At 68.8% G+C, this 23,667-nt stretch carries 22 protein-coding genes; 13 read left to right on the forward strand and 9 right to left on the reverse strand.

Annotation, left to right across the window (positions count from 1 at the left end):
• Window positions 1-20: 20 nt before the first annotated feature.
• Window positions 21-752 carry a nitroreductase gene (locus NGJ44_RS04420; RefSeq protein ID WP_053245337.1) on the reverse strand — a complete coding sequence of 244 codons (732 nt, stop codon included), beginning with the start codon at window positions 750-752 and terminating at the stop codon, window positions 21-23.
• A 106-nt stretch (window positions 753-858) separates the two neighbouring features.
• On the opposite strand from NGJ44_RS04420, the gene NGJ44_RS04425 reads away from it, so the two are divergent.
• The gene (locus NGJ44_RS04425; RefSeq protein WP_053245338.1) at window positions 859-1,485 is read left to right on the forward strand and encodes a LysE family translocator; all 627 of its coding nucleotides are present in this window, start codon (window positions 859-861) and stop codon (window positions 1,483-1,485) included.
• A 21-nt stretch (window positions 1,486-1,506) separates the two neighbouring features.
• Here the strand turns inward: NGJ44_RS04425 and NGJ44_RS04430 are convergent, their stop codons facing one another.
• Window positions 1,507-2,568: an MBL fold metallo-hydrolase gene (locus tag NGJ44_RS04430; protein WP_251863213.1), complete on the reverse strand. Its 1,062-nt coding sequence runs from the start codon at window positions 2,566-2,568 to the stop codon at window positions 1,507-1,509.
• Between the two features lie 74 nt (window positions 2,569-2,642).
• On the opposite strand from NGJ44_RS04430, the gene NGJ44_RS04435 reads away from it, so the two are divergent.
• On the forward strand, window positions 2,643-3,023 hold the full coding sequence (locus tag NGJ44_RS04435) for a MerR family transcriptional regulator (protein WP_053245340.1): 381 nt from the start codon (window positions 2,643-2,645) through the stop codon (window positions 3,021-3,023).
• 4 nt (window positions 3,024-3,027) lie between these two features.
• Window positions 3,028-3,360, forward strand: coding sequence for a YnfA family protein (locus NGJ44_RS04440; protein ID WP_251863214.1), 333 nt, complete (start codon window positions 3,028-3,030; stop codon window positions 3,358-3,360).
• Window positions 3,361-3,373: 13 nt separating this feature from the next.
• Here the strand turns inward: NGJ44_RS04440 and NGJ44_RS04445 are convergent, their stop codons facing one another.
• Window positions 3,374-4,522 carry a M20 aminoacylase family protein gene (locus tag NGJ44_RS04445; protein ID WP_502802106.1) on the reverse strand — a complete coding sequence of 383 codons (1,149 nt, stop codon included), beginning with the start codon at window positions 4,520-4,522 and terminating at the stop codon, window positions 3,374-3,376.
• 276 nt (window positions 4,523-4,798) lie between these two features.
• On the opposite strand from NGJ44_RS04445, the gene NGJ44_RS04450 reads away from it, so the two are divergent.
• The 6 genes from NGJ44_RS04450 (at window position 4,799) to NGJ44_RS04475 (ending at window position 14,257) form a co-directional block, all read left to right on the forward strand.
• Window positions 4,799-5,977: an isovaleryl-CoA dehydrogenase gene (locus NGJ44_RS04450; RefSeq protein WP_251863216.1), complete on the forward strand. Its 1,179-nt coding sequence runs from the start codon at window positions 4,799-4,801 to the stop codon at window positions 5,975-5,977.
• A gap of 10 nt (window positions 5,978-5,987) precedes the next feature.
• The gene (gene aceK, locus NGJ44_RS04455) at window positions 5,988-7,832 is read left to right on the forward strand and encodes a bifunctional isocitrate dehydrogenase kinase/phosphatase (RefSeq protein ID WP_251863217.1); all 1,845 of its coding nucleotides are present in this window, start codon (window positions 5,988-5,990) and stop codon (window positions 7,830-7,832) included.
• Between the two features lie 35 nt (window positions 7,833-7,867).
• A complete protein-coding gene (locus tag NGJ44_RS04460; protein ID WP_053243786.1) occupies window positions 7,868-9,049 on the forward strand; it encodes an acetyl-CoA C-acetyltransferase in 1,182 nt (393 codons plus the stop codon).
• Window positions 9,050-9,173: 124 nt separating this feature from the next.
• A complete protein-coding gene (locus tag NGJ44_RS04465) occupies window positions 9,174-10,781 on the forward strand; it encodes a carboxyl transferase domain-containing protein (protein WP_053243787.1) in 1,608 nt (535 codons plus the stop codon).
• Window positions 10,782-10,940: 159 nt separating this feature from the next.
• Window positions 10,941-12,932 carry an acetyl/propionyl/methylcrotonyl-CoA carboxylase subunit alpha gene (locus NGJ44_RS04470; protein ID WP_251863218.1) on the forward strand — a complete coding sequence of 664 codons (1,992 nt, stop codon included), beginning with the start codon at window positions 10,941-10,943 and terminating at the stop codon, window positions 12,930-12,932.
• Between the two features lie 107 nt (window positions 12,933-13,039).
• Window positions 13,040-14,257, forward strand: coding sequence for an MFS transporter (locus NGJ44_RS04475; RefSeq protein WP_053243789.1), 1,218 nt, complete (start codon window positions 13,040-13,042; stop codon window positions 14,255-14,257).
• A gap of 14 nt (window positions 14,258-14,271) precedes the next feature.
• Here the strand turns inward: NGJ44_RS04475 and NGJ44_RS04480 are convergent, their stop codons facing one another.
• From NGJ44_RS04480 to NGJ44_RS04500, 5 genes are all read right to left on the reverse strand, one after another.
• Window positions 14,272-15,588 (reverse strand): NAD(P)/FAD-dependent oxidoreductase, encoded by a 1,317-nt coding sequence (locus NGJ44_RS04480; protein WP_251863219.1) that lies wholly within the window; start codon window positions 15,586-15,588, stop codon window positions 14,272-14,274.
• A 29-nt stretch (window positions 15,589-15,617) separates the two neighbouring features.
• Window positions 15,618-16,388: an ABC transporter ATP-binding protein gene (locus tag NGJ44_RS04485; RefSeq protein WP_053243791.1), complete on the reverse strand. Its 771-nt coding sequence runs from the start codon at window positions 16,386-16,388 to the stop codon at window positions 15,618-15,620.
• 32 nt (window positions 16,389-16,420) lie between these two features.
• Window positions 16,421-17,191, reverse strand: a complete 771-nt coding sequence (locus tag NGJ44_RS04490) for an ABC transporter permease (protein WP_053243801.1) — start codon at window positions 17,189-17,191, stop codon at window positions 16,421-16,423.
• 121 nt (window positions 17,192-17,312) lie between these two features.
• Window positions 17,313-18,314 (reverse strand): ABC transporter substrate-binding protein, encoded by a 1,002-nt coding sequence (locus NGJ44_RS04495; RefSeq protein WP_251863220.1) that lies wholly within the window; start codon window positions 18,312-18,314, stop codon window positions 17,313-17,315.
• Window positions 18,315-18,376: 62 nt separating this feature from the next.
• On the reverse strand, window positions 18,377-19,348 hold the full coding sequence (locus NGJ44_RS04500; protein ID WP_251863221.1) for a LysR family transcriptional regulator: 972 nt from the start codon (window positions 19,346-19,348) through the stop codon (window positions 18,377-18,379).
• A 185-nt stretch (window positions 19,349-19,533) separates the two neighbouring features.
• Here NGJ44_RS04500 and NGJ44_RS04505 point away from each other — a divergent pair, with 185 nt between their 5' ends.
• On the forward strand, window positions 19,534-20,181 hold the full coding sequence (locus NGJ44_RS04505) for a cysteine hydrolase family protein (protein ID WP_082308195.1): 648 nt from the start codon (window positions 19,534-19,536) through the stop codon (window positions 20,179-20,181).
• Window positions 20,182-20,482: 301 nt separating this feature from the next.
• Entirely contained in the window at window positions 20,483-20,845 is a 363-nt protein-coding gene (locus NGJ44_RS04510) for a hypothetical protein (protein ID WP_053243794.1), read from the forward strand.
• A 100-nt stretch (window positions 20,846-20,945) separates the two neighbouring features.
• Here NGJ44_RS04510 and NGJ44_RS04515 read toward each other — a convergent pair whose 3' ends face one another.
• Window positions 20,946-21,560 carry an ABC transporter ATP-binding protein gene (locus NGJ44_RS04515; protein ID WP_053243795.1) on the reverse strand — a complete coding sequence of 205 codons (615 nt, stop codon included), beginning with the start codon at window positions 21,558-21,560 and terminating at the stop codon, window positions 20,946-20,948.
• 188 nt (window positions 21,561-21,748) lie between these two features.
• Between NGJ44_RS04515 and NGJ44_RS04520 the strand changes: the two genes are divergently transcribed.
• Together NGJ44_RS04520 and NGJ44_RS04525 are read left to right on the forward strand one after the other, a co-directional pair.
• Entirely contained in the window at window positions 21,749-22,519 is a 771-nt protein-coding gene (locus NGJ44_RS04520; RefSeq protein ID WP_251863222.1) for an IclR family transcriptional regulator, read from the forward strand.
• Window positions 22,512-23,666: a thiolase family protein gene (locus tag NGJ44_RS04525; protein ID WP_251863223.1), complete on the forward strand. Its 1,155-nt coding sequence runs from the start codon at window positions 22,512-22,514 to the stop codon at window positions 23,664-23,666. The genes NGJ44_RS04520 and NGJ44_RS04525 overlap by 8 nt, the downstream gene beginning before the upstream one ends.
• The last annotated feature ends 1 nt before the right edge of the window (window position 23,667 follow it).

Genomic DNA, 23,667 nt, shown 5'->3' on the forward strand with positions numbered 1-23,667 from the left:
GTCGGGAAATCGTCGGGAGACTATACCGCGCCCGGGCCCGCGCGCTCCAGGACATGTTCCCCCTGACCGGCGAACCATCTCACCGCTTCGTCCAGGCCCGCGCGGCGGGTGCGGTAGCGGTTGGCGGGATGCGCGGCGTCGGCATAGCCGAACGAAATGCCGCACACGACGCGGCGGTCCGCGCCGATGCCCAGCACCTCGCGCAGCGTTTCCGGGTACATGGCCAGCGAGGCCTGCGCCACGGTGGCCACGCCGTTGGCCTGGGCCGCCAGCATGAAGTTGGCGACGTAGCCGCCGCAGTCGATGGCGCCGTATTCGCCCAGCGCCTCGTCGCTGGTGACGATGGCCGTGTGCGGCGCGTCGAAGAGCGCGAAATTGCGCAGCTCCTGGCGCCGGTATGCCGCGCGGTCGCCGCGTGCCACGCCCACGGCGTCATAGAGCTGGAACCCGGATTCGCGCCGCCGCGCCAGGCTGGCGCCGCGGTACTCGCGCGGAAACGGGATGTCGGGCGTGAAGCCCGGCATCGCGGCGCGGCGCAGCAGCGCCTCGCGCAGCCGGCCGGTGCCCTCGCCCTCGGTGACGACGACCTGCCAGGGCTGGCAGTTGCACCACGACGCGGTGCGCTGCGCCAGCTCCAGAATGCGTTCGATGACCGCGCGCGGCACGGGCCGCGGCAGAAAGGCGCGGCAGCTGTGACGCTCGCGCAGCCAGGTTTCCAGCTGGGCGTCGGGGCGCGATTGAGAATCCTGCATGGTCCGTCTCTCCGGGTCGGCGGCGCAAGGCCGGGGAAATTTCACCGTATCATGCCATCTCGGCCCGGCATGCGCGGGCGGCGACATTCCATTCCAGGCGACATCCATGCTACCCATCGACACCCTCATCGCGTTTTTCGGCATCGCCGCGCTGCTGGCGCTCGCGCCGGGGCCGGACAATCTCTTCGTCCTGATGCAGTCGGCCGTGTGGGGCCGCAAGGCCGGCATGTTCGTGGTGCTCGGGCTGTGCACCGGGCTCTTGGGCCACACGGCCGCGGTGGCGCTGGGGCTGGCGGCCGTGTTCGCGGCCTCGCCAATGGCTTTCACGGCGCTCAAGCTGCTGGGCGCGGCCTACCTGGCCTATCTGGCCTGGCAGATCCTGCGCGCGCCGGTGCGGGCCGACGACGGCGAGCGGCCCGCGCCGCTGGCCACGGGCGCGCTGTACCGCCGCGGCATCATCATGAACCTCACCAATCCCAAGGTGCTGCTGTTTTTCTTCGCGTTCCTGCCGCAGTTCACCTCGCCCGCGCGCGGCGCCGTGGGCTGGCAGACCGTGCAGCTCGGCGCGGTGTTCATGCTGGCCACGCTGCTGGTGTTCGGCGCCATCGCGTTTTTCTCGGGCGCGTTCGGCGAACTGCTGCAGCGCTCGGTCACGGCCAAGCGCTGGCTCAACCGCGTGGCGGCCCTGGTATTCGTGGGCCTGGCGGTGCGCCTGGCCACGGCGGCGCGCTGAAGCGCCCCCGGCTGCGCGGCCTCAGGCCGCAGCGAAACGCATGATGCCGTCGTCGCCCAGGCGGCGCGTGAGCCTGCCCTCGAAATAAAGCGCATGCAGGTGCGCCAGCGCCTCGCCCATGGCGAAGGTGAGCTGGTGCAGGTCCAGCTTGCGCTTGAACAGCACCGGCACGATGTCCGACGTGGATTGCGGCTGCGCGCGACAGGCATCCAGCACGTCCTGCAGGCGGTCGCGGTGGTGCGCCTGCTGCTGCGCGATGCGTTCGTGCAGGCCCTTGAACGGACGCCCGTGCGAAGGCAGCACCAGCGTGTCGCCGGGCAGGTCGGCATAGCGCTCGAGCGAACGAAGATAGAGAGGCAGGGGATTGGCGTCGGGTTCGTAGTCGAACACGCTGACGTTGGTGGAAATGCGCGGCAGCACCATGTCGCCGGAAATCAGCACGCCCAGGTCGGGCGAATGGAACGACGCATGTTCGGGCGCATGGCCGTAGCCCACGATGACGCGCCAGGGCCGCCCGCCGATGCGCAGCTGGTCGCCGTGCATGATGCGGGCGTAGTGCCCGGGCATGGCGGGCACCAGGTTGGGATAGTAGTTGGCGCGCTCGCGGATCTGCGCCTGCGCGGCGGGGTCCACCAGCCCGTGGCGCGCGAAATGATCCACTGCCGACTGCCCGCCCGGGCCGCCGCCGTCCGTGCGCGACGACCAGAGCGACGCCACCATGAAATCGGTCATGGTCATCCAGAGCGGCGCGTTCCAGCGCTGGCACAGCCAGTGAGCCAGGCCCACGTGGTCGGGGTGCATGTGCGTGACGATGACGCGCAGCACCGGCAGGCCGCCGAGCTCGCGCTCGAACACCTGCTCCCACAGCGTTTTCACCTCGTCGCGCGAAATGCCGCAGTCGACGATGGTCCAGCCCTGGCGGCCGTCGATCTCGTCCCTGAGCAGCCAGAGGTTGATATGATCCAGCGCGAACGGAAGCGGCATGCGGATCCATTTGACGCCCTCCGCCACCTCGAGGGCGCGGCCGGGCCCGGGCTGGGTGTCCGCGAAAGGGTACTGAAGCTGGTGCTCGTTGGGATTCATGTCTCTCTCGTTTCACGCTTGACGATCGCGTCAAGTCATCATAATTTACGTTTACGTAAACTGCCACACGCCGCATGCCCCCGTCAACCTGGACCATCTCCGAGCTCGCGCGCGAATTCGGCGTCACGCCCCGCACGATCCGCTTCTACGAAGACCAGGGCATCGTGAGCCCGTCACGCGAGGGCCGCAACCGCATTTTCGGTCCGCGCGACCGCACGCGGCTCAAGCTCGCCCTGCGCGGCAAGCGGCTGGGGCTGCAGCTGTCGGAAATCCGCACGCTCATCGACATGTACGACGGGCCCGGAGATACCGAGGTGCAGCTGCGCCAGTACCTGGCCGTGCTGGAGCAGCACCGGCTCACCCTGGAACAGCAGCGCCGCGACATCGACGATACCCTGCGCGAGATCGCCGAGCAGGAGCGGCAATGCCGCGAACTGCTGGCAAGCAAGCCCTGACGGCATGGCGGCGCTCCAGACCCTGTTTCTTTTCGTCCTGACGGCGCTGGCCGAAATCGTCGGCTGCTACCTGCCGTACCTGTGGCTGCGCAAGGGATATTCCGCCTGGGTGCTGGCGCCGGCTGCGGCCAGCCTGGCGCTCTTCGCCTGGCTGCTGACGCTGCATCCCACGGCGTCGGGCCGCGTCTACGCCGCCTATGGCGGCGTCTACATCGGCATGGCGCTGATGTGGCTGTGGGCCGTGGACGGCGTGCGGCCCCTGGTCAGCGACTGGATCGGCGTGGCCCTGAGCCTGGCCGGCATGCTGGTGATCATGTCCGGATCCCGGGCCGGCTGAGGGCCCGGCCCGCTCAGGGCGCGAGGTAGCGCTGGGCCAGCCGCACCCAGTACGTGGCGCCGGGCGCGATGAGCGCGTCGTTGAAGTCGTAGCTGGCGTTGTGCAGCATGCAGGGGCCCAGCCCGTGGCCGGCCATGCGGTGCTCGCCATGGCCGTTGCCCAGGAAGATGTAGCAGCCGGGCCGGGCCTGCAGCAGGAATGCGAAATCTTCCGACGCCATGGCGGGCTCGATCACCCGCGCGCGGCCCTCGCCGGCCACTTCGCGCGCCACGTCCAGGCAGAACGCGGTTTCGGCCTCGGTATTGACCAGCGCCGGGTAGCGGCGCTCGAAGAACACCTCGGCCTCGCAGCCGTGGGCCGCGGCGATGCTGCCGGCGATCTCGCGCATGCGGCGCTCGATCAGGCCGACCACCTCGTCGCTGTAAGCGCGCACCGAGCCGCCCATCCAGGCGCTGTCGGGAATCACGTTGATCACGCTGCCGCCGGCCTGGACCTGGGTAATCGACAGCACGGCCGCGTCCAGCGGGCGCTTGCTGCGCGTGAGAATGGTCTGCAGCGACTGGCCGATGGCGAACAGCGCGGGCACGGGGTCGTTGCAATCCTGCGGCGCGGCGGCATGGCCGCCCTTGCCGCGCACGGTGATGCGAAAGCCGTTGGCCGCCGCCATCATGGGGCCGGCGCACACGCCGAAGGAGCCGGCGGGCAGGCCCGGCCAGTTGTGCATGCCGAACACGGCCTCGCAGGGAAAACGCTCGAACAGGCCATCCTGGATCATCGCGCGGCCGCCGGCCCCGCCTTCCTCGGCGGGCTGGAAGCACAGATACACCGTGCCGTCGAAACCGCCGTGCCGCTGCAGGTGGCGCGCCGCGGCCAGCAGCATGGCGGTGTGGCCGTCGTGGCCGCAACCGTGCATCTTGCCGTCGTGGCGCGAGCGGTGCTCGAACTGGTTCTCTTCCTGCATGGGCAGGGCGTCCATGTCGGCCCGCAGCATGATGGCGCGATCCGACGACCCGTGGCGGACGACGCCGACCACCCCGGTCTTGGCGATGCCGGTATGCGTCTCGATGCCCCAGCCGCGCAGCGCGTCGGCCACCACCTTGGCGGTGCGGTGCTCCTCGTAACAGAGTTCCGGATGGGCGTGCAGATCGCGCCTCAGCGCCATGATGTCTTCCAGGTCCGATAGTCCGGGCACGGCTTGCTCCCTTGCAGTGTTTCGTTGTCCAGCGGCCGGCAGGCATATTACCCATGCGGCGGCCCGGCGATCCCGCCCGCTGGCTAGGGAAAACCCGGATCAAATTTACGTTTACGTAAACGTAATATTTGCGGTGCATCATTGCGCGGCGCCCGCCGGACGGCGCATCATGGGCCCGCAGAGGCCATCGCAGCGCGCTTGCCTGCGGCCATACAGAGGTAAGTACCCACTATCACGGAGACAGCGATGAACCTTCCCGGCCTCAATTTCGACCTGGGCGAAGACCTGGACATGCTGCGCGAGGCGGTGCGCAATTTCGCCCTCGCCGAAATCGCCCCCCGGGCGGCCGAAGTCGACCGCAGCGACCAGTTCCCCATGGACCTCTGGCGCAAATTCGGCGAGCTGGGCGTGCTGGGCATGACGGCCAGCGAGGAATACGGCGGCACCGACATGGGCTACCTGGCGCACATGATCGTCATGGAAGAGATTTCCCGCGCCAGCGCCTCCATCGGCCTGTCCTACGGCGCGCACTCCAATCTCTGCGTGAACCAGATCCACCGCAACGGCACGCCCGCCCAGAAAGCCAGATACCTGCCCAAGCTGATCTCGGGCGAGCACGTGGGCGCGCTGGCCATGAGCGAGCCGGGCGCCGGCTCGGACGTGGTCAGCATGCGGCTGCGCGCCGAGAAGAAGGGCGACCGCTACGTGCTGAACGGCACCAAGATGTGGATCACCAACGGGCCGGATGCCGATACCCTGGTGGTCTATGCCAAGACCGATCCCGAGGCGCACCAGCGCGGCATCACGGCCTTCCTGGTGGAAAAGGGCTTCAAGGGATTCTCGGTGGCTCAGAAGCTGGACAAGCTCGGCATGCGCGGCAGCCACACCGGCGAACTGGTGTTCGAGGACTGCGAGGTGCCGGAAGAAAACGTCCTGGGCCAGGTCAACGGCGGCGTGAAGGTGCTGATGAGCGGGCTGGACTATGAGCGCGCCGTGCTGTCGGGCGGCCCGGTGGGCATCATGCAGGCCGTGATGGACGTGGTGGTGCCCTACATCCACGACCGCAAGCAGTTCGGCCAGCCCATCGGCGAATTCCAGCTCATCCAGGGCAAGGTGGCCGACCTTTACACCACGCTGCAGGCCAGCCGCGCCTTCTGCTACCAGGTGGGCAAGAACCTGGACCGCCTGGGCAGCGGGCACGTGCGCCAGGTGCGCAAGGACTGCGCCGCCCTCATTCTGTACACCGCCGAGAAAGCCACGTGGATGGCCGGCGAAGGCGTGCAGATCCTGGGCGGCAACGGCTACATCAACGAATATCCCGTGGGCCGCCTGTGGCGCGACGCCAAGCTGTACGAGATCGGCGCGGGCACCAGCGAGATCCGCCGCATGCTGATCGGCCGCGAGCTGTTCAACGAAACCGCCTGACGCCTTCGCCATGATCCGCACGTCCGACATCCAGCACATCGAGCAGGCGCCCGTGCCGGGCCCCTCGCCGCTGGAGGTCGCGCGCCTCATCCTGGCGGGCTTCGACCGCCACTACGCGCTGTTCCGCTACAGCGCGCAGCGCGCCAAGGCGCTCTTCGAATCGGGCGACTGGCACGGCATCCAGCATCTCTCGCGCGAGCGCATCGAGTACTACGACATGCGCGTGCGCGAGTGCGCGGGGCAGCTCGAAGGCTTTCTGCGCCGCGGTCCGGAAAGCCGCTCGGCCAACGGCTCCGACGCCCTGTCGCCGGCCCAGACCGCCTTCTGGCAGGACGTGAAGCAGGAATACGTGGGCCTGCTGGCCGAGCACCGCCAGCCGGAGTGCGCGGAAACGTTCTTCAATTCGGTGTCGTGCCGCATCCTGCACCGGGACTACTTCCACAACGATTTTCTCTTCGTGCGGCCGGCCGTGGCCACCGACTACCTGGACAGCCGCATCCCCTCGTACCGCGTGTACTACCCCGTGACGGAGGGCTTGCAGAAAAGCCTGGTCCGCATGGTGGCGGACTTCGGGCTGGCGCTGCCGTTCGAGGACCTGCCGCGCGACGCGCGGCTGCTCGCGCGCGCCGCCGTGCGCCAGTTGCGCGCGCAGCTTCCGCGCCACGTCGGGCGCCGCATCGCCAGCGACTGCCAGGTCCACGCGCTGGGCTCGCTGTTCTTCCGCAACAAGGGCGCCTATATCGTGGGGCGGCTCATCAACCAGGGTACGGTGTACCCCTTTGCCGTGGCCCTCACGCGCAATCCGGCCGGCCAGGTGCGCCTGGACGCCCTGCTGCTGGGCGCGGACGACCTGAGCACGCTGTTCAGCTTCACGCGCGCCTATTTCCTGGTGGACATGGAAACCCCCGCCGCGGTGGTGAATTTCCTGTCCAGCCTGCTGCCGCGCAAGCCCAAGGCCGAGCTCTACACCATGATCGGCCTGCAGAAACAGGGCAAGACGCTCTTCTACCGAGATTTCCTGCACCACCTGGCGCATTCGCGCGACGCCTTCGACGTCGCGCCGGGGATCAAGGGCATGGTGATGTGCGTGTTCACGCTGCCGTCCTATCCCTACGTGTTCAAGCTCATCAAGGACCGCATCGACAAAGACGGCATGGACCACGCCACGGTGCGCCGCAAGTACCAGATGGTGAAGCTGCACGACCGCGTGGGCCGCATGGCCGACACCTGGGAGTATTCCCAAGTGGCGCTGCCGCGCGCCCGCTTCGCGCCCGGACTGCTCGACGAGCTGCGGCGGCTGGTGCCCAGCCTGATCGAGGAGACGGCCGACACCGTGGTCCTGCGCCACGTCTACATCGAACGTCGGATGACGCCGCTCAACCTCTATCTGCGGCAGGCCCCGGACGCGCTGCTGGAGCCGGCCGTGCGCGAATACGGGGACGCCATCCGCCAGCTGGCGGCGGCCAACATCTTCCCCGGCGACATGCTGTACAAGAATTTCGGGGTCACGCGCCTGGGACGCGTCGTGTTTTATGACTACGACGAAATACAGCGCATGACCGAAATGAACTTCCGGCGCATTCCGCCCGCGCCCAACGAAGAAGCGGAGCTGGCCTCCGAACCCTGGTACGCCATCGGCCCGAACGATGTGTTTCCCGAGGAGTTCGGGCGCTTCCTGCTGGGCGACGCGCGGGTGCGCGACGCCTTCATGCGTCACCATGCCGATCTGCTGGAACCCGAATGGTGGCAAGCCTGCCGCGAGCGCGTGGCGCAAGGGCGGATCGAGGAATTTTTCCCTTACGATACAGACAGGCGCCTGCGCCCCGAGCCTCTCGCGGGCGCGGCTTCTTCTTAACCGGCGCTGTCCCGATCCTCACAGGAGCAAGAGTCATGTCAGATCCCATCGTTATCGTTTCCGTCGCCCGCACGCCCATGGGCGGCATGCTGGGCAGCCTTTCCGGCCTGGCCGCGCACGAGCTGGGCTCGGTGGCCATCAAGGCCGCGGTCGAGCGCGCGGGCATCAAGCCCGAGCAGGTCGAAGAAGTCATCATGGGCAACGTGCTGCAGGCCGGACAGGGCCAGGCGCCCGCCCGCCAGGCCGCGCTGGGCGCGGGACTGCCCCTGGGCGTGTCTTGCACCACCATCCACAAGGTGTGCGGCTCGGGCCTGAAAGCCGCCATGTTCGGCCACGACCTGCTGGCCGCGGGCAGCGCCAGCGTGGTGGTGGCCGGCGGCCAGGAAAGCATGAGCAACGCGCCGTACCTGCTGCTCAAGGGCCGCCAGGGCTACCGCTACGGCCACAGCACCGTGTACGACCACATGGCCCTCGACGGCCTGGAAGACGCCTACGACCGCGGCAAGGCCATGGGCGTGTTCGCCGAAGACTGCGCGAGCAAGTATGCCTTCACCCGCGAGCAGCAGGACGCCTTCTCGCTCGAATCGCTGCGCCGCGCCCGCGCCGCCACCGAAGACGGCAGCTTCAAATGGGAAATCGCCCCCGTCACCGTGGCCGGCCGCAAGGGCGACACCGTGGTCGACACCGACGAGGCCCCCGCCAAGGCCATGCCGGAGAAGATCCCCACCCTGAAGCCGGCGTTCAAGAAAGACGGCACGGTCACCGCCGCCAACTCGTCTTCCATTTCCGACGGCGCGGCCGCCATGGTGCTGATGCGCGCCTCCACCGCCGAGAAGCTCGGCGTCAAGCCGCTGGCCCGCATCGTGGCCCACAGCCAGCACTCGCAGGAACCGGCGTGGTTCACCACCGCTCCGGTGGGCGCGCTCAAGAACCTGTTCGCCAAGACCGGCTGGAAAGCCGGGGACGTGGACCTCTATGAAATCAACGAGGCCTTCGCCGTGGTGACCATGGCCGCCATGAAAGACTTCAACCTGCCGCACGAGAAGGTCAACATCCACGGCGGCGCCACCGCGCTGGGCCATCCCATCGGCGCTTCGGGCGCGCGCCTCATGGCCACCCTGGTCGGCGCGCTGCGCAAGACCGGCGGCAAGCGTGGCGTGGCCACGCTGTGCATCGGCGGCGGCGAAGCCGTGGCCATGGCCATCGAAATGCTGTAAGCCCCGCGGCGCGCGGCTGCAAGGAGACAGTCGCCGCGCGCCGTTTTCCCCTCCCACCGCAGCCCGGGCGCGCCGCGCCCGGACCGCTCCCATTATTCAAAAACAGCAGGACGGGTGGAACCCCATGCCCATCATCGATTCCCGCATCAATCCGCGGTCGCAGGATTTTTCCGATAACGCGCGCGCCATGCAGGCGCAACTCGACGATCTGAGCCGGCAACTGGCGCAGGCCGCGCAGGGCGGCAGCGAATCCGCGCGCGCCAAGCACGTGGCGCGAGGCAAGCTGCTGCCGCGCGAGCGCGTGGAGCGGCTGATCGATCCGGGCAGCCCGTTCCTGGAGCTGTCGCCCCTGGCCGCGCACGGCATGTACAACGACGAAGCGCCCGGAGCGGGCATCATCACCGGCATCGGCCGCATCGCCGGCACGGAATGCGTCATCGTGTGCAACGATGCCACGGTCAAGGGCGGCACCTACTACCCCATGACCGTCAAGAAGCACCTGCGTGCGCAGGAGATCGCGGCGCAGAACCGCCTGCCCTGCGTGTACCTGGTGGATTCGGGCGGCGCCAACCTGCCCCGCCAGGACGAGGTGTTTCCCGACCGCGACCATTTCGGCCGCATCTTCTACAACCAGGCGCAGATGTCGTCGCAAGGCATCGCGCAGATCGCGGTGGTCATGGGCTCCTGCACCGCCGGCGGCGCCTACGTGCCCGCGATGAGCGACGAGTCCATCATCGTGCGCAACCAGGGCACCATCTTCCTGGGCGGTCCGCCCCTGGTGAAAGCCGCCACGGGCGAGGAAGTCAGCGCCGAAGACCTGGGCGGCGGCGACGTGCACACCCGCCTGTCCGGCGTGGCCGACCACCTGGCCGCCAACGACATGCACGCGCTGCAACTGGCGCGCAACGCGGTGGCGCGGCTCAACCTCAAGAAGCCCCAGCCCCTCGCGCTCAAGCCGGCGCGCGAGCCGCGCTACGATCCGGCCGAACTCGACGGCATCATTCCCGCCGACACCCGCAAGCCCTACGACGTGCGCGAAGTCATCGCGCGCATCGTCGACGGCTCCGAGTTCGACGAATTCAAGGCGCGATTCGGGCCCACCCTGGTCACCGGATTCGCGCACATCCACGGCATGCCCGTGGGCATCGTGGCCAACAACGGCATTCTGTTCTCCGAGTCCGCGCAGAAAGGCGCGCACTTCATCGAACTGTGCGCCCAGCGCAAGATCCCGCTGGTGTTCCTGCAGAACATCACCGGGTTCATGGTGGGGCGCAAATACGAAAACGAAGGCATCGCGCGCCACGGCGCGAAGATGGTCACCGCCGTGGCCACCGCCGCCGTGCCCAAGTTCACCGTCCTCATCGGCGGCTCCTTCGGCGCGGGCAATTACGGCATGTGCGGCCGCGCCTATTCGCCGCGCATGCTGTTCATGTGGCCCAATGCCCGCATCTCGGTCATGGGCGGCGAACAGGCCGCCAGCGTGCTGGCCACCGTCAAGCGCGATGGCATCGAAGCCCGCGGCGGCCAGTGGCCGGCCGAAGAAGAGGAAGCGTTCAAGGCCCCCATCCGCGCGCAGTACGAGCGCGAAGGCCACCCCTACTACGCCACCGCCCGCCTCTGGGACGACGGCATCATCGCCCCCGCCGACACGCGCCGCGTGCTCGGCCTGGCGCTGTCGGCGGCGCTCAATGCTCCGATCGAGGACACGCGGTTCGGGGTATTCCGCATGTAGAGGAAGACCCACTCCCTGTGCGCTGCGCGCCCCCCTCAAGCGGGCGACGCCGGCGGACCGGCAAAGCCGGGTCCGCGGCGTCCCGGATGGACCGGCGCAAGAGGGGCGATGGGGCTGTTTGGAAGAGTGTTTGGAACGAGTTTCTGCCTGGATGACGCCATGTTCGATACCCTGCTGATTGCCAACCGCGGCGAAATCGCCTGCCGCGTCGCCGCTACCGCCCGCCGCCTCGGCATCCGCACCGTCGCCGTGTATTCCGACGCCGACGCCGACGCCCGGCACGTCGCCGCCTGCGACGAAGCCGTGCACATCGGCGGCGCCGAGCCGCGCGCGAGCTACCTGCGCGCCGACGCCATCCTGCAAGCCGCGCGCGACACCGGCGCGCAAGCCATCCACCCCGGCTACGGCTTCCTGTCGGAAAACGAGGCCTTCGCCCAGGCCGCCGCCGAAGCCGGCATCGTCTTCGTGGGCCCGCCGGCCTCGGCCATTGCCGCCATGGGCAGCAAATCGGCCGCCAAGGCCCTCATGGAAAAAGCCGGCGTGCCGCTGGTGCCCGGCTACCACGGCGACAACCAGGACCCGCAATTCCTCAAGTCGCAGGCCGACGCCATCGGCTACCCCGTACTCATCAAGGCCAGCGCGGGCGGCGGCGGCAAGGGCATGCGCGTGGTGGAAACCCCCGCCGCTTTCCTCGACGCGCTCGCCTCCTGCCAGCGCGAGGCCGCCTCCAGCTTCGGCGACGACCGCGTGCTCATCGAGCGCTACCTGCAGAAGCCGCGCCACATCGAAATCCAGGTGTTCGCGGACACGCACGGCAACTGCGTGTACCTGTTCGAGCGCGACTGCTCCGTACAGCGCCGCCACCAGAAGGTCATCGAGGAAGCGCCCGCCCCCGGCATGACCGAAGAACGCCGCCGCGCCATGGGCGAAGCCGCCGTGGCCGCCGCGCGCGCGGTCGGCTATGTGGGCGCGGGCACGGTGGAGTTCATCGCCGAGCCCGACGGCCGCTTCTACTTCATGGAAATGAACACGCGGCTGCAGGTGGAGCACCCGGTAACGGAAATGATCACCGGGCTGGACCTGGTGGAATGGCAGTTGCGCGTGGCCGCCGGCGAGCCCCTGCCGGCGCGCCAGCAGGATCTGCGCATCCATGGCCACGCCATCGAGGCCCGCCTCTACGCCGAGAACCCCGAAAAGGGTTTCCTGCCTTCCATCGGCACGCTGGCGCACCTGCGCCTGCCCCCGCACACCGCCTTCACCAACGGCGACATCCGGGTGGACGGCGGCGTGCGCGCGGGCGACACCATCACGCCGTACTACGACCCCATGATCGCCAAGCTCATCGTGTGGGGCGCGGACCGCGGCCAGGCCCGCGCCCGCATGGTGCAGGCGCTGGCCGACACGCAGGTCGTGGGCGTGCAGACCAACGTGGCCTTTCTTTCCCGCCTCATGCGCGACGAAGCCTTCGCCACGGCCGACCTGGACACCGGCCTCATCGAGCGGCGGCGCGCCACGCTGCTGCCCGAGCCCCGGCCGGCCGGCGCCCTGGAACTGGCGCTGGCCTCGGCCGCGGTGCTGGCCGCCGAAGGCCTGCCGCAGCCGCAGACGCGGCACGCCGGCGACCCCTGGGACGCGCGCGACGGCTGGCGCCTGGTCGGGCGCTACACGCGCCGCCTGCAATGGGTGGACAACGGCGCCAGCCGCGACGTGCAAATCGCCCGCGACGGCGCGCAATGGACGATCGACGCCGGCGACGGGCCGCGGGCCTTCCACTGGCAGGCGCACGACGGCGCGCTGCGCATCACGCTGGACGGACGCGAAGCCGGCGGCAACGTCGCGCTGCACGCCGGCCGCGCCTACGTCTTCGGCGCAGACGGCGCCCACACGCTCGAGCTCTACGACCCGCTGCAGCATTCCGAAGACGCCCAGGCCGACCACGGCGGCGGCCTGACCGCGCCCATGCCGGGCAAGATCATCTCCATCTCCGTCAAGGCGGGCGACGCCGTGGAGAAAGGCCAGCCGCTGCTGGTGATGGAAGCCATGAAGATGGAGCACACCATCTCCGCCCCCGCCGACGGCAAGGTCGCCGAGATCTTCTACGCCGTGGGCGACCAGGTGGCCGAAGGCGCGGAACTGGTGGCCATCGAATAGCGCCGCGCGGCGCACCGGCGGCCCAGGAAAAGGGCCGCCGACGCCGCTTTAGCTGGGCGTCAGCCCCCTCGCCTAGAATCCGGGTTCGCCCTCCGGCCCGCGCGACCATGCCCAGCCCCGATTCGACCAACCCGCTCGCCCGCCCCGCGTTCCTGCACTTCCTGACCGCCCGGGTGGGCGCGTCCCTGGCGTTCCAGATCGTGTCCGTGGCCGTGGGCTGGCAGGTCTATGCGCTGTCCGGCGAGGCGCTGGACCTCGGCCTGATCGGCCTGGCGCAGTTCCTGCCCATGGCGGCGCTCACCCTTATCGTCGGCCACGTGGCCGACCGCTACGACCGCCGCCGCATCGTTGCCCTCTGCATGGCCGTCGAAACCCTGGCCACCCTGCTGCTGGCGCTGGCGGCCTTCGAAGGCTTCGGCGGCAAGCCGCTGATCTACGCCACCCTCATCGCCATGAGCTCGGCCCGCGCGTTCGAATCGCCCACCCTGTCCACGCTGATTCCCGCCGTCGTGCCGCGCGCCTGGCTGCCGCGGGCCACGGCGCTGTCTTCCTCGGGCGGCCAGATCGCCCAGATCGCCGGCCCCGCTCTCGGCGGCCTGGGCTATGGCCTCGGGCCTGTGTGGGTGTACGGCCTGGCTTCGCTGCTGTACCTGGCGTCCTGCGTCTGCATCGCCTCGCTGCGCATCGAACGCGCCCCGCCGCGCAAGGAACCCACCACCGCGCGCACCCTGCTGGCCGGCATTACCTTCATCTTCCAGCGCCGGCTGCTGCTGGGCACGCTGTCGCTGGACCTCTTCGCCGTGCTGCTGGGCGGCGCCACCGCGCTGCTGCCCATCTTCGCCAAGGACATCCTGCACGCCGGCCCCTGGGCCCTGGGCGCGCTGCGCGCCGCGCCCGCCTGCGGCGCGGCCCTTATGTCCCTCACCCTGGCCCGGCTCAGCCTGGGCATGCAGGTCGGCCGCCTGCTGTTCGGCGCCCTCGCCGTCTTCGGCATGGCCACCATCGTCTTCGGCCTGTCGCGCTCCATTCCCCTGTCCGTCGCCGCGCTGGCCGTGCTGGGCGCGGCCGACGCCATCAGCGTGGTGGTGCGCTCCTCGCTGGTGCAGCTCAACACCCCGGACCACATGCTGGGCCGGGTAAGCGCCGTCAACACCCTGTTCATCGGCGCCTCGAACCAGCTGGGCGAATTCGAGTCCGGCCTCACCGCCGCGCTCTTCGGCGCCGTGCCCGCCGTGGTCATCGGCGGGCTGGGCACTCTTGCCGTGGCGGGGCTGTGGATGTGGTGGTTTCCGGAGCTGCGCAAGCTGCGCAGCCTGCAGGGGTAGACCCGCCGGGCGCGTCAGCGTTCCAGCCCCGCCTTCTTCGCCTGGCTGGCGATGGCGATCATGACGCCGATGCGGCGCAGCGGATCGGGCGGCAGCCAGTTGGGCTTCTCGAACGCCTCCAGGTCGTCCAGCATGGGACTGCGCCGGCCCGCGATCTGCTCGGCCAGCAGCTTGCCGTGGATCGTGCCCTTGATGACGCCCGCGCCGTTGCAACCCACGGCGGCATAGAGCCCGGGCCGGACGCGGCCGACGAAAGACGCGCCGTTGCCGGTGAGCGCCGTGGAACCGCTCCACACATACTCGAAATCGTGCGCGGCCAGTTCCGGATAGCGGCGCCGGAAGGAATCGCGCAGCAGCTGCGCCATGCGCTCCAGCGGCTGCTCGGCCTCGTAGGAATAGGCGCTGCGCACCATGAAGCGGCCGCCGCGGATGCGCCGCAGCGTGGTGCCCAGGCGGTTGGCGGGGATCACGCCCCACTGGTCGCGCTGCCCGAGCAGGGCCTGTTGCGCCGCGTCCAGCACCGGCGTGACGCCGGCATAGGTGTAGATGGTGACGAGTCGGCTGCGCAGAAAGCCCAGCTTGCGCGCGAATGCGTTATTGGCCAGGATCAGGTTGTCGGCGGTGAACTCGCCGCTGGCGCTGCGCACGGTGTAGGGGCCCGAGCCGCCGACGGCCAGCACCGGGTTGTTCTCCATCAGCCACACGTTCTGCGGCAGCGTGTCGGCCAGTCCGCGGATGAGGGCCGCGGGCTGCACGAACACATTGTTCATGGAGTGATAGCCGAATTGGTAATAGCGCGTGCCCAACCGCTCGTGCATGGCCTCGCGGTCGAGCTCCGTGTAAGCCACGCCCCACTCCCGGTACTGCGCCAGCGACGCGCGCAGGTTGCGGCAGCCCGGCTCGGTGGCGGCGGCATGGTACTTGCCCGCCACATCCCAGCCGCAATCGAACCCGCCCCGTTCGGCCAGCTCGGCCAGCCAGTCCAGCCCGGCCTGGTACATGGCGATCTGCTTGCGCGCGATCTGCAGCGGGCTGTGATGCCCGCCCATGCGGGTATTGTGCGGCAGGTTGATGAGAAAACCGGAGTTGCGGCCGGCGGAGCCCTCGCCCGCGGAGGCGGCGTCCAGCACCAGGATGGGCTCCCGCGGCTGCAGCTCCGCCAGCCTGCGCGCGGCCGCCAGGCCGGTGTAGCCGGCGCCGATCACCACGTGCCTGAAGCGCGTGTGCGGCGGCGGCGCGGTGCGCGGCGCGCGCGCGGGCAGCATGGCGTTCCAGCCGGAGCCGCTTTGATAGAGAGGATAAGTCCGCGATTGCCCTGGAGGGTGAGACATGATGATGGTTCAGTGTTGCGGTTGGCGAATCATTGGTCCGCGCGCGCCTGCAGGCTGCGCATGACTTCGTTCTGCACGATGCTCCAGATCTGCGACTTGAGCTCGATGTAGCGCGGCGAAAGCTGCACGTCGGCATTGCGCGGAAACGGCAGGTCGTTGGGAATGTCGCAAGCCACGCGGCCCGGCCGCGCGCTCATGATGACCATGCGGTTGGACAGCAGCAGCGCCTCGTCGATGGAGTGCGTGATGAAGACAATGGTCTTGCCCGCGCGCTCGTAGATGCGCGTCAGCTCTTCCTGCAGCACCTGCCGCGTCATGGCGTCCAGCGCCGCGAACGGCTCGTCGAGCAGGATGACGTCCGGATCGTTGGCCAGCACACGCGCAATGGACACGCGCTGGCGCATGCCGCCGGACAGCGCCTTGGGATAGGCGTCCTCGAAGCCCTTCAGGCCCACCATCTCGATGAACTTCTGCGCCGTCGCGCGCCGCTCGGCGGCAGAAACGCCCTTGAGCTTCAGCCCGAAGGCCACGTTCTCGGCCACCGTCAGCCAGGGAAACAGCGCGTATTGCTGAAACACCATGCCGCAATGCGGGTCCACGTCGCGCACCTCGCGGCCGTTGACCACGATGCGGCCCGCGCTGGGACGCTCGAATCCCGTGATCAGGTTCAGCAGCGTGGACTTGCCGCAGCCCGACGCGCCCAACACCACCAGGAACTCGCCGCGCTTCACTTGCAGGTCCACGCCCTGCAAGGCATGGAAAGACCCGAAGGACTTGGAAATGCCTTCGATGGAGATCATCGTGTCGTTTGCAGCCTTGCTGCCCGCACCGTTTACCGCGACCATGCCAGCACCCTGTTTTCAATGATTCGGAACACCACGTCGGTTATCAGCACCGTGATGCTGATCAGCGCCATGCCCAGCACCACCGTGTCGGTCTGGAAGAACTCCTTGCCGTTCATGATGAGAAAGCCCAGGCCCTCCTTGGCGGCCACGAGTTCCGCGGAGATCACGCAGGTCCACGACAGCCCCAGGATCACCTTGAAGCCGCTGAAGATCTGCGGCAGGCTGGCCGGCAGGATGACCATGCGCATCACCTGCGCGCCGCTCGCGCCCAGGTTGCGCGCCGCGCGGATCAGCAGCGGGTCGATGTTGCGCGTGGCCTCGATCACATACAGCAGCGCCGGCGCGAAGGTGCCCATGAACACGATGCTGTACTTCTGCGTCTCGGTAATGCCGAACCACAGCAGCGACAGCGGAATCCAGCTCATCGACGGCAGCGGACGCAGGAACGACAAAATGGGGTCGAAGGCCGCGCGGGCGCGCGGCGACGTCCCCAGGAAAATCCCCAGCGGAATCGCCAGCGCCGTGGCGGCGGCGAAACCCACCATGACCCGGCGCGCGGACGCCAGGATGTGATCCATCAACGAGCCCTGCTCCCACATGCCCGTCATGCGGGCGAACACGGAAGAGGGCGGAGGCAGAAACAGCGGATCCACCCATTGCAGGCGGCACGCGGCCTCCCAGAATAGCAGCAGCGCGATCACGGACACGCTGCTGATCAGCATCAGGTCCGGGCGGCGCTGGCGAGTCGGCGCATTCATCATTCAATCGATCCAGGCGTAAGCGGGGCGGACGCGCGGCGTCCGCCGCCGTGCCGGCAGGGCCGGCGGCATTTCGTAAACGGGGAAAGCGGAAAAACGCGGTGGAAGCGGCGGCTGCAGGCTACAGATAGGCCGGATCGACCCACTCGCGCACCGGCGGCGCCTTGTCGATCTGCCCGTAGCGCACCATCATCTCGGCCAACTTCTGCAGGCCGTCGATGTACTTGCCGCCCGGGTCCAACAGCGAACGCTGCTCCGCCGCGCCGTACCAGTCCGCGCCCTTCACCATCTCCAGCTGGTCCGCCGGCGCCAGCTTGGTCAGCGCCACCAGCGGCGTCACCGCGCTGTCGGGCTGCGAGCGCAACTGCTCGTTGGCGCGAAAATACGCCTTCAGAAAACCCTTGACCGCCTCGGGATGCTTGTCCAGGAACGCCCGGCGCGCCACCAGCACATCCGGCCCCGGCGTCACGCCGTACTCCTTGTAGAGCGAGAACTGCGTATCATCGGCCAGCACCCGCGCGCCCGGCATGCCGCGCACCGCGTTGAACTGCGGCGTCCATGCCGCCGCCGCGTCGATCTGGCCCGACTGGAACGCGGCCGGAATCTCCGGCGCCGGCACATTCAGCACCGTCACGTCCTTGTCCGCCTTCAGCCCCGACTGCTCCAGCAGGTTCAGCACCAGCAGGTGCGCGCTGGACGCGAAGGTCACGCCGACCTTCTTGCCCTTCAGGTCCTGCAGGCTGTTGGCTCCTTCGCGCACGATCAGCCCTTCCACGCGCCCGAAATTCTCCGGCACCCCGACGATGGCGAAATGCCGCGAACCGCGCGCCATCACCGCCAGCGCCGCCGGCGCGGCCGTGACCGCCATGTCGATATTGCCCGACAGCAGCGCGCTCACCCGCGCCGACGTCGTGCCGAACGATTCCCAGCCCACCTCCAGGCCCTCGCCCTTGAAATAGCCCGCCTGCATCGCCAGCCACGCCGGATAATGCCCCAGCCACGCCGACCCGCCGTAGCGCACCGATTGCGCGCCCGCGGCCCACACGCGGCCGGCCAGCGGCAGCGCCAGCGCGGCAGCGCCCAGCGCCGCGCCCTTGATGAAACCTCGTCTCGTCTCCCGCACGTCTCTCTCCTTTTTTGCCGTCTGGCCGCCCCGACAAGGACGCGGCTCCTGGGAATGGCTCTTCAACACAAGCGCATCTGCCGCCCCAGCCACGGCAGGTGCGCACTCATCTGCGGAAAAATCTCCATCGCCAGCGCCTGGCGGCTGAACTGCCAGAACATCTCCGCCATCTCCTGGAACTCGCCCTGCCGCGACACCTGGTGCAGCGTGCGCGCCAGGCCGGGCCCCGGCAGCGGCAGCACCGCCACCTGGTCCAGCCACGAGCGCCCCTGCAGCAGGCACAGCGGCGTCGTCAGCGCCCAGCCCAGATTCGCCGCGATCATCGCCATCACCACGTCGCTGGTATCGATCTCCAGGAACGGCGGCGCGGTCACGCTCGCGCGGCGCAGATGGCGCTCGATCATCGCCCCGAAATGCGACCGCCGGCTGAAGCGGATGAACGGCGCCGCCTGCGCCAGCTGGCGCAGATCCATGCGCGCGAACTCGTCCACGCGCGCCGTGGGCACCGCCAGCACGAACGGCTCCGTCAGGATTGCGCGGCGCTCCAGCCCGTCCACATCCTCCAGCGCGTCCGTGGTCACAATGATGTCCACCTGCCGGTTCAGCAGCGCCTGCGCCTGCCCGTACGCCAGCCCCGACCACACCAGCACCTGGCTCGCGCTCTGCGTCAGCCGCTTCACGATCGCCGGCCCCGTCGTCGCCGCGAACGAATCGATCATCCCGATCCGGATCGCCGGCCGGTTCATCAGGTCCGCCTCGCGCACCTGTGCGATCAGCCGGTCCACATCGTCCACGATCTGCCGCGACTGCCGCTGCAGCGTCACTCCCGCCGGCGTCAGCCGGTACGGCCGCCGCGAGCGGTCCAGCACCTTCATGCCCAGCGTGGCCTCGATCTGCGACATCGTCTGCGACACCGCCGACTGCGTAATCCCCAGCGCCTGCGCCGCCGCCGACAGGCTGTCGGCCGACGCCACCGCCGCGAAAATGCGCAGCATGCGGATATCCAGGTCCGAATCGTTCTTCAGCGCACCCATGCTGTCTCCTATGAGAAATGCTAAGAATGCCGGGATTTATCGTCAAAAAATCCTGGATGTTTAAGCAAATCTAATAGTGAGCATTAGCGCGGATGAAATCGGGCCGGGATTCCGCCCCTCGGGCGCCCCGATCGCCGCAGGACGCCCGTGATAGAGTCGAACGTCCCGCTCATCGCGTCTCCATCATGTCGACACGCATCGAAACCGGATCGCCCCGCCCGGAAAGCCCGCAGCCCGGCCCGGACGCCCCCGCCGCGCAGCCGGCACACCCCCCGGCCATCGACCCGGCGCGCACCGCCCTGCTGGTCATGCATTACCAGACCGACATCATGGCCCTGTTCCCGTCGGCGGCGCCCACCCTGCTCGCCAACACGCGCAAGCTGTGCGACGCCGCGCGGCGCAAAGGCGTCGGCGTTTACTTCGTCAAAATCCACTTCAGCCCCGGGTACCCCGAAGTCAGCCCGCTCAACCGCAACGGGCTGGGCATCAAGCGAATGGGGCTTTTCGTCCACGACCAGCTCTCCCCCGAACTCGGCCGGCGCCCCGGCGAACCCCTCATCCTCGCCCACCGCGCCAGCGTCTTCTTCGGCACCGGCCTGGAGCTGCGCCTCTCCGCCCAAGGCATCGACACCCTGCTCATGGCCGGCATCGCCTCCACCGGCGTCGTGCTGTCGTCGGTGGCGTATGCGAGCGACGCGGATTACCGGCTGTTCACGGTCAAGGATTGCTGCTATGACCCGGATCCGGTCGTGCATGAGCGTCTGTTCTCGACGGCGTTCGAGTCCCGGACGGTGGTGGTGTCGTTGGAGGAGGCGTTGGAGTTGCTTGGGTAAGAAGGCGCGGCGGAAATCGCGAGCAGACCGCATCCGGTGCGCAAGGGATAGCCGCATTGGATTGATGCCACTGCCAGCCAGACGGCAGACTCGCAGCGCACAATGCGTTGCCAGCTCAGTTTCATATGCGGATTGGCTGCCAGCCAGAACGGCTCAATGCCAAAAACGCCCATTATTCGGCTCTGCAACGTCCCCTTTCACCCCGCCACCTCCCGATACCAATCCAAAAAACTGCAAAGCGCCACATCCCCGCGGCCGTTCCGCGCTAGGATGAATGCGTGTCCTTTCAAGGAATACGATCATGGCTCCCATCTCGCAAAAACCGCTTGCCCTCAAGTCGGTTCGCCCCAATGTCATGGAGGTCGAGTACGGCGCATTTCGTGGTTATGTGGACGTTATCGACCACACTCAGCAAACGACCGTGTGCAGAACGCATTTCTGCCGCACGATCTGGCCATCGCGGGAGATGGCGGAACAGCAGGCGATGGAACTTGCCCGCGGGTTCCAGGACGCGCGCGGGTCCGGCGCGTCGAGGGCCGCGTTGCTGACGGCGGGGCTGAGCGACGCGGCGGCTGGCCGCAAGCCGCTGGAGTTCGTGCCGATCAGCCTGGTCAAGCGGCCCACGGCGCCGGTGGGCAAGCGGCATCTGCGTCTGGTTGCTTGAGCGTCCCGCCCGCCCAAGGCATTGCGGCGGAGACGCCGCACGCGGCGGGCTGAAGCGTTGCAGTGGCCGGCCATGGGCGACATGCGCCCGTGGCCGACGGCTAGCGCAGCGTGCCGACGCGGACCTGCCGCGCGCCGCAGGCCCGCACCAGCTCCGCATCGTGGCTGGCGAATAACACGACGCGGTCCTGCGCCCAGGTCTTGAACAGTCCGGCCAGCACGGCGCGGCTTTGCGCGTCGAATCCGTTGCTGGGTCCGTCCGCGACGACCACGGCCGGGCTGCCCAGGGCCGCGGCGGTCAGGTAGACCTTGCGGCGCGTGCCGGTGGACATCTGCTCGAAGCGCTTGTCCAGGTGCGGTTCCAGGCCCAGAGCGCGGGCCAGGTCCAGCACGGCGTCGTCCAGGGCGGCGTGCTTTTCCGCGGCGACCTGTTCCAACAGCCCGCGCCCGGTCTGGGAGGGGAAGGCGAGGCAATTGTCGGGCACGTAGGCCAGGCGGGCCTTGGCCTGCTGCGGCGCGTGGATGAGGGAATGTCCGTCGATCCAGACGTCTCCGCTGTCCGGGGCGAGCGCGCCCGCGATGATGGCGAGCAGGCTGGATTTGCCGGTGCTGTCTTCTTCGCACAGCGCCATGCATCCGGGCTGGAAGGTATGCGTCAGTCCCTGGAAGACGAGATGGTCGCCGTAGCGTTTGCCGAGATTGTCGATGCGTAGCATGCCGCGAGTGTACGCATGAACGCGATGGGCGGCCAGATGCCATTGCGCTTCCGGCGGGCCGCCTGAACCCCGCCGCCTCGCCGGCGCCCGACTTTCGCCAGGCAAAATTTTGCTGCGGCGCAACTTTACCCGCCTGGCGGGGCTTTCTATCTTGTTCCCGTGTTCGGCTTTCCAGGCAACCCCTCGCCATGTCGTTGCAGGACTCACCCGCCATTTCCGCTACGAAGAAGGCTTGCCGCGTACTGGCGAGCCTGTCGGACCGGCGCATCCACAGACTGACGGACATTGCGCAGCATGCCGGCCTGGACATATCGACGGCGCTGCGGATTCTGAAGGACATGGAGGTAGAGGGTTTCGTGGAGCGAGACCCGGTGAGCAAGCACTATATGCTCGGGCCGCAGGTGTATGCGATGCATCATGCCATGGTGAACGGCCTCGATCTGCGCGGGCTGGCCCGGCCGGCGCTGATACGGTTGGCGCGGCGCTTCGGGGATACGGTGATCCTGTCCGTGCCCATCGGCTGGGAGTCGGTGTGCGTGGATCTGTGCTTCGGCGACTATCCCATCCGTGCGAACTATCTGGAGGTGGGCAGCCGCCGCCCGCTGGGCGTGGGCGCGGGCAGCCTGGCGCTGCTTTCGGCGCTGGAAGAGGAAGAGGCCGAGGCGCTGCTGCCGCTGGTGCGCGAGCGGCTGGCGGCCCGCTATCCGCGTTTTCCGGCGGGCGCGCTGGACGCGGCGGCACGGCGCGCCCGGGCGCTGGGCCACGCCATGCTGCTGGACGTGGTGGTGGAGAAGATGGGCGGGCTGGGCGTGGCGGTGCGCGGGCCGAGCGGGCGCGCGATTGCCGCGCTGAGCGTGGCCGCGCTCAACGAGCGCATCGAGTCCCGCGAGCAGGAGCTGGCGCAGGCGCTGGCCGAAGAGGCGCGCGTCATCGAACATGCGTGGATGCCCCATGCCTGACCGCGCGCGCACCCACGCTTACCTCCTCGGCGCGGCGGCGACGCGCTTCGGCCGCCATGAAGGCCGGAGCGCGCTGGACCTGATGGCCGAAGCGGCCGAGGCCGCGCTGGAACGGACCGGGCTGGCGCGCGCCAGTATCGACGGAGTGCTGTGCGGCTACGCCACCACGTATCCCCACCTCATGCTCGCCACCCTGCTGAGCGAAAAGCTGGGGCTGGACCCGCACTATGCGCACGGCATGCAGATGGGCGGCGCGACGGGCGCGGGCATGGTGATGCTGGCGCGCGAACTGGTGCGCACCGGCACTTGCCGCCGCGTGCTGGCGGTGGCCGGAGAAAACCGGCTCACCGGGCAAGCGGTGGACGCTTCGATCCAGACGCTGGCCCAGGTGGGCGAGGCGGATGCCGAAGTGCCCAACGGCGCGTCAGTGCCGGCCTATTACGCGCTGCTGGCCTCGGCGTACCTGCACCGCACCGGCACGCGGCGGGAAGACCTGGCGGAGCTGGCGGTGCTGATGCGCCGCCATGCCGGCGGACATCCGCAGGCGCACCTGCGCGATCCCATTACGGTGGAACAGGTGCTGGCTTCCAAGCCCATCGCCACGCCGCTGCACTTGCTGGACTGCTGCCCCATCTCCGACGGTGCGGTGGCGCTGGTGGTGGGCGCGCAGGAGGGGCCGGTGCGCATCGCCGGGGCGGGCCAGGCGCACCGCCATCAGCATCTGTCCGCCCTGCGCGACGTGATGGACACGGGCGCGGCGCGCGCGGCCGGCCGGGCGCTGGCGCAGGCCGGTGTGGACACGGGGCAGATCGATTATCTGGCGATCTACGATTCCTTCACGATCACGCTTGCGATGCTGCTGGAAGAGCTGGGCTTTGCGCCGCGCGGCGCGGCGGCGGACCGCGTGCGGCGCGGGGATTTCGACGCCGCCGCGCCGCTGCCGCTGAATACGCATGGCGGGCTGTTGTCATTCGGGCACTCGGGCGCGGCGGGCGGGCTGGCGCACGTGGCGGAGGCCTGGGCCCAGCTCGCGGGACTGGCGGGCGAGCGCCAGATTGCGCCGCGCAAGCGCGCGCTGGTGCATGCGGATGGCGGCGTGCTGTCGGCGCATGTAAGCCTGGTGCTGCAGGCGGAGGACAAGGCATGAG

Source organism: Achromobacter sp. Marseille-Q4962 (assembly GCF_943737005.1).
GTDB lineage: Bacteria > Pseudomonadota > Gammaproteobacteria > Burkholderiales > Burkholderiaceae_B > Achromobacter.

Bases quoted from the DNA above. Each gene is read 5' to 3' on its own strand.
- NGJ44_RS04420 (WP_053245337.1), bottom strand. From the start codon at position 752: ATGCAGGATTCTCAATCGCGCCCCGACGCCCAGCTGGAAACCTGGCTG.
- NGJ44_RS04425 (WP_053245338.1), top strand. From the start codon at position 859: ATGCTACCCATCGACACCCTCATCGCGTTTTTCGGCATCGCCGCGCTG.
- NGJ44_RS04430 (WP_251863213.1), bottom strand. From the start codon at position 2,568: ATGAATCCCAACGAGCACCAGCTTCAGTACCCTTTCGCGGACACCCAG.
- NGJ44_RS04435 (WP_053245340.1), top strand. From the start codon at position 2,643: ATGCCCCCGTCAACCTGGACCATCTCCGAGCTCGCGCGCGAATTCGGC.
- NGJ44_RS04440 (WP_251863214.1), top strand. From the start codon at position 3,028: ATGGCGGCGCTCCAGACCCTGTTTCTTTTCGTCCTGACGGCGCTGGCC.
- NGJ44_RS04445 (WP_502802106.1), bottom strand. From the start codon at position 4,522: ATGGCGCTGAGGCGCGATCTGCACGCCCATCCGGAACTCTGTTACGAG.
- NGJ44_RS04450 (WP_251863216.1), top strand. From the start codon at position 4,799: ATGAACCTTCCCGGCCTCAATTTCGACCTGGGCGAAGACCTGGACATG.
- aceK (WP_251863217.1), top strand. From the start codon at position 5,988: ATGATCCGCACGTCCGACATCCAGCACATCGAGCAGGCGCCCGTGCCG.
- NGJ44_RS04460 (WP_053243786.1), top strand. From the start codon at position 7,868: ATGTCAGATCCCATCGTTATCGTTTCCGTCGCCCGCACGCCCATGGGC.
- NGJ44_RS04465 (WP_053243787.1), top strand. From the start codon at position 9,174: ATGCCCATCATCGATTCCCGCATCAATCCGCGGTCGCAGGATTTTTCC.
- NGJ44_RS04470 (WP_251863218.1), top strand. From the start codon at position 10,941: ATGTTCGATACCCTGCTGATTGCCAACCGCGGCGAAATCGCCTGCCGC.
- NGJ44_RS04475 (WP_053243789.1), top strand. From the start codon at position 13,040: ATGCCCAGCCCCGATTCGACCAACCCGCTCGCCCGCCCCGCGTTCCTG.
- NGJ44_RS04480 (WP_251863219.1), bottom strand. From the start codon at position 15,588: ATGTCTCACCCTCCAGGGCAATCGCGGACTTATCCTCTCTATCAAAGC.
- NGJ44_RS04485 (WP_053243791.1), bottom strand. From the start codon at position 16,388: ATGATCTCCATCGAAGGCATTTCCAAGTCCTTCGGGTCTTTCCATGCC.
- NGJ44_RS04490 (WP_053243801.1), bottom strand. From the start codon at position 17,191: ATGAATGCGCCGACTCGCCAGCGCCGCCCGGACCTGATGCTGATCAGC.
- NGJ44_RS04500 (WP_251863221.1), bottom strand. From the start codon at position 19,348: ATGGGTGCGCTGAAGAACGATTCGGACCTGGATATCCGCATGCTGCGC.
- NGJ44_RS04505 (WP_082308195.1), top strand. From the start codon at position 19,534: ATGTCGACACGCATCGAAACCGGATCGCCCCGCCCGGAAAGCCCGCAG.
- NGJ44_RS04510 (WP_053243794.1), top strand. From the start codon at position 20,483: ATGGCTCCCATCTCGCAAAAACCGCTTGCCCTCAAGTCGGTTCGCCCC.
- NGJ44_RS04515 (WP_053243795.1), bottom strand. From the start codon at position 21,560: ATGCTACGCATCGACAATCTCGGCAAACGCTACGGCGACCATCTCGTC.
- NGJ44_RS04520 (WP_251863222.1), top strand. From the start codon at position 21,749: ATGTCGTTGCAGGACTCACCCGCCATTTCCGCTACGAAGAAGGCTTGC.
- NGJ44_RS04525 (WP_251863223.1), top strand. From the start codon at position 22,512: ATGCCTGACCGCGCGCGCACCCACGCTTACCTCCTCGGCGCGGCGGCG.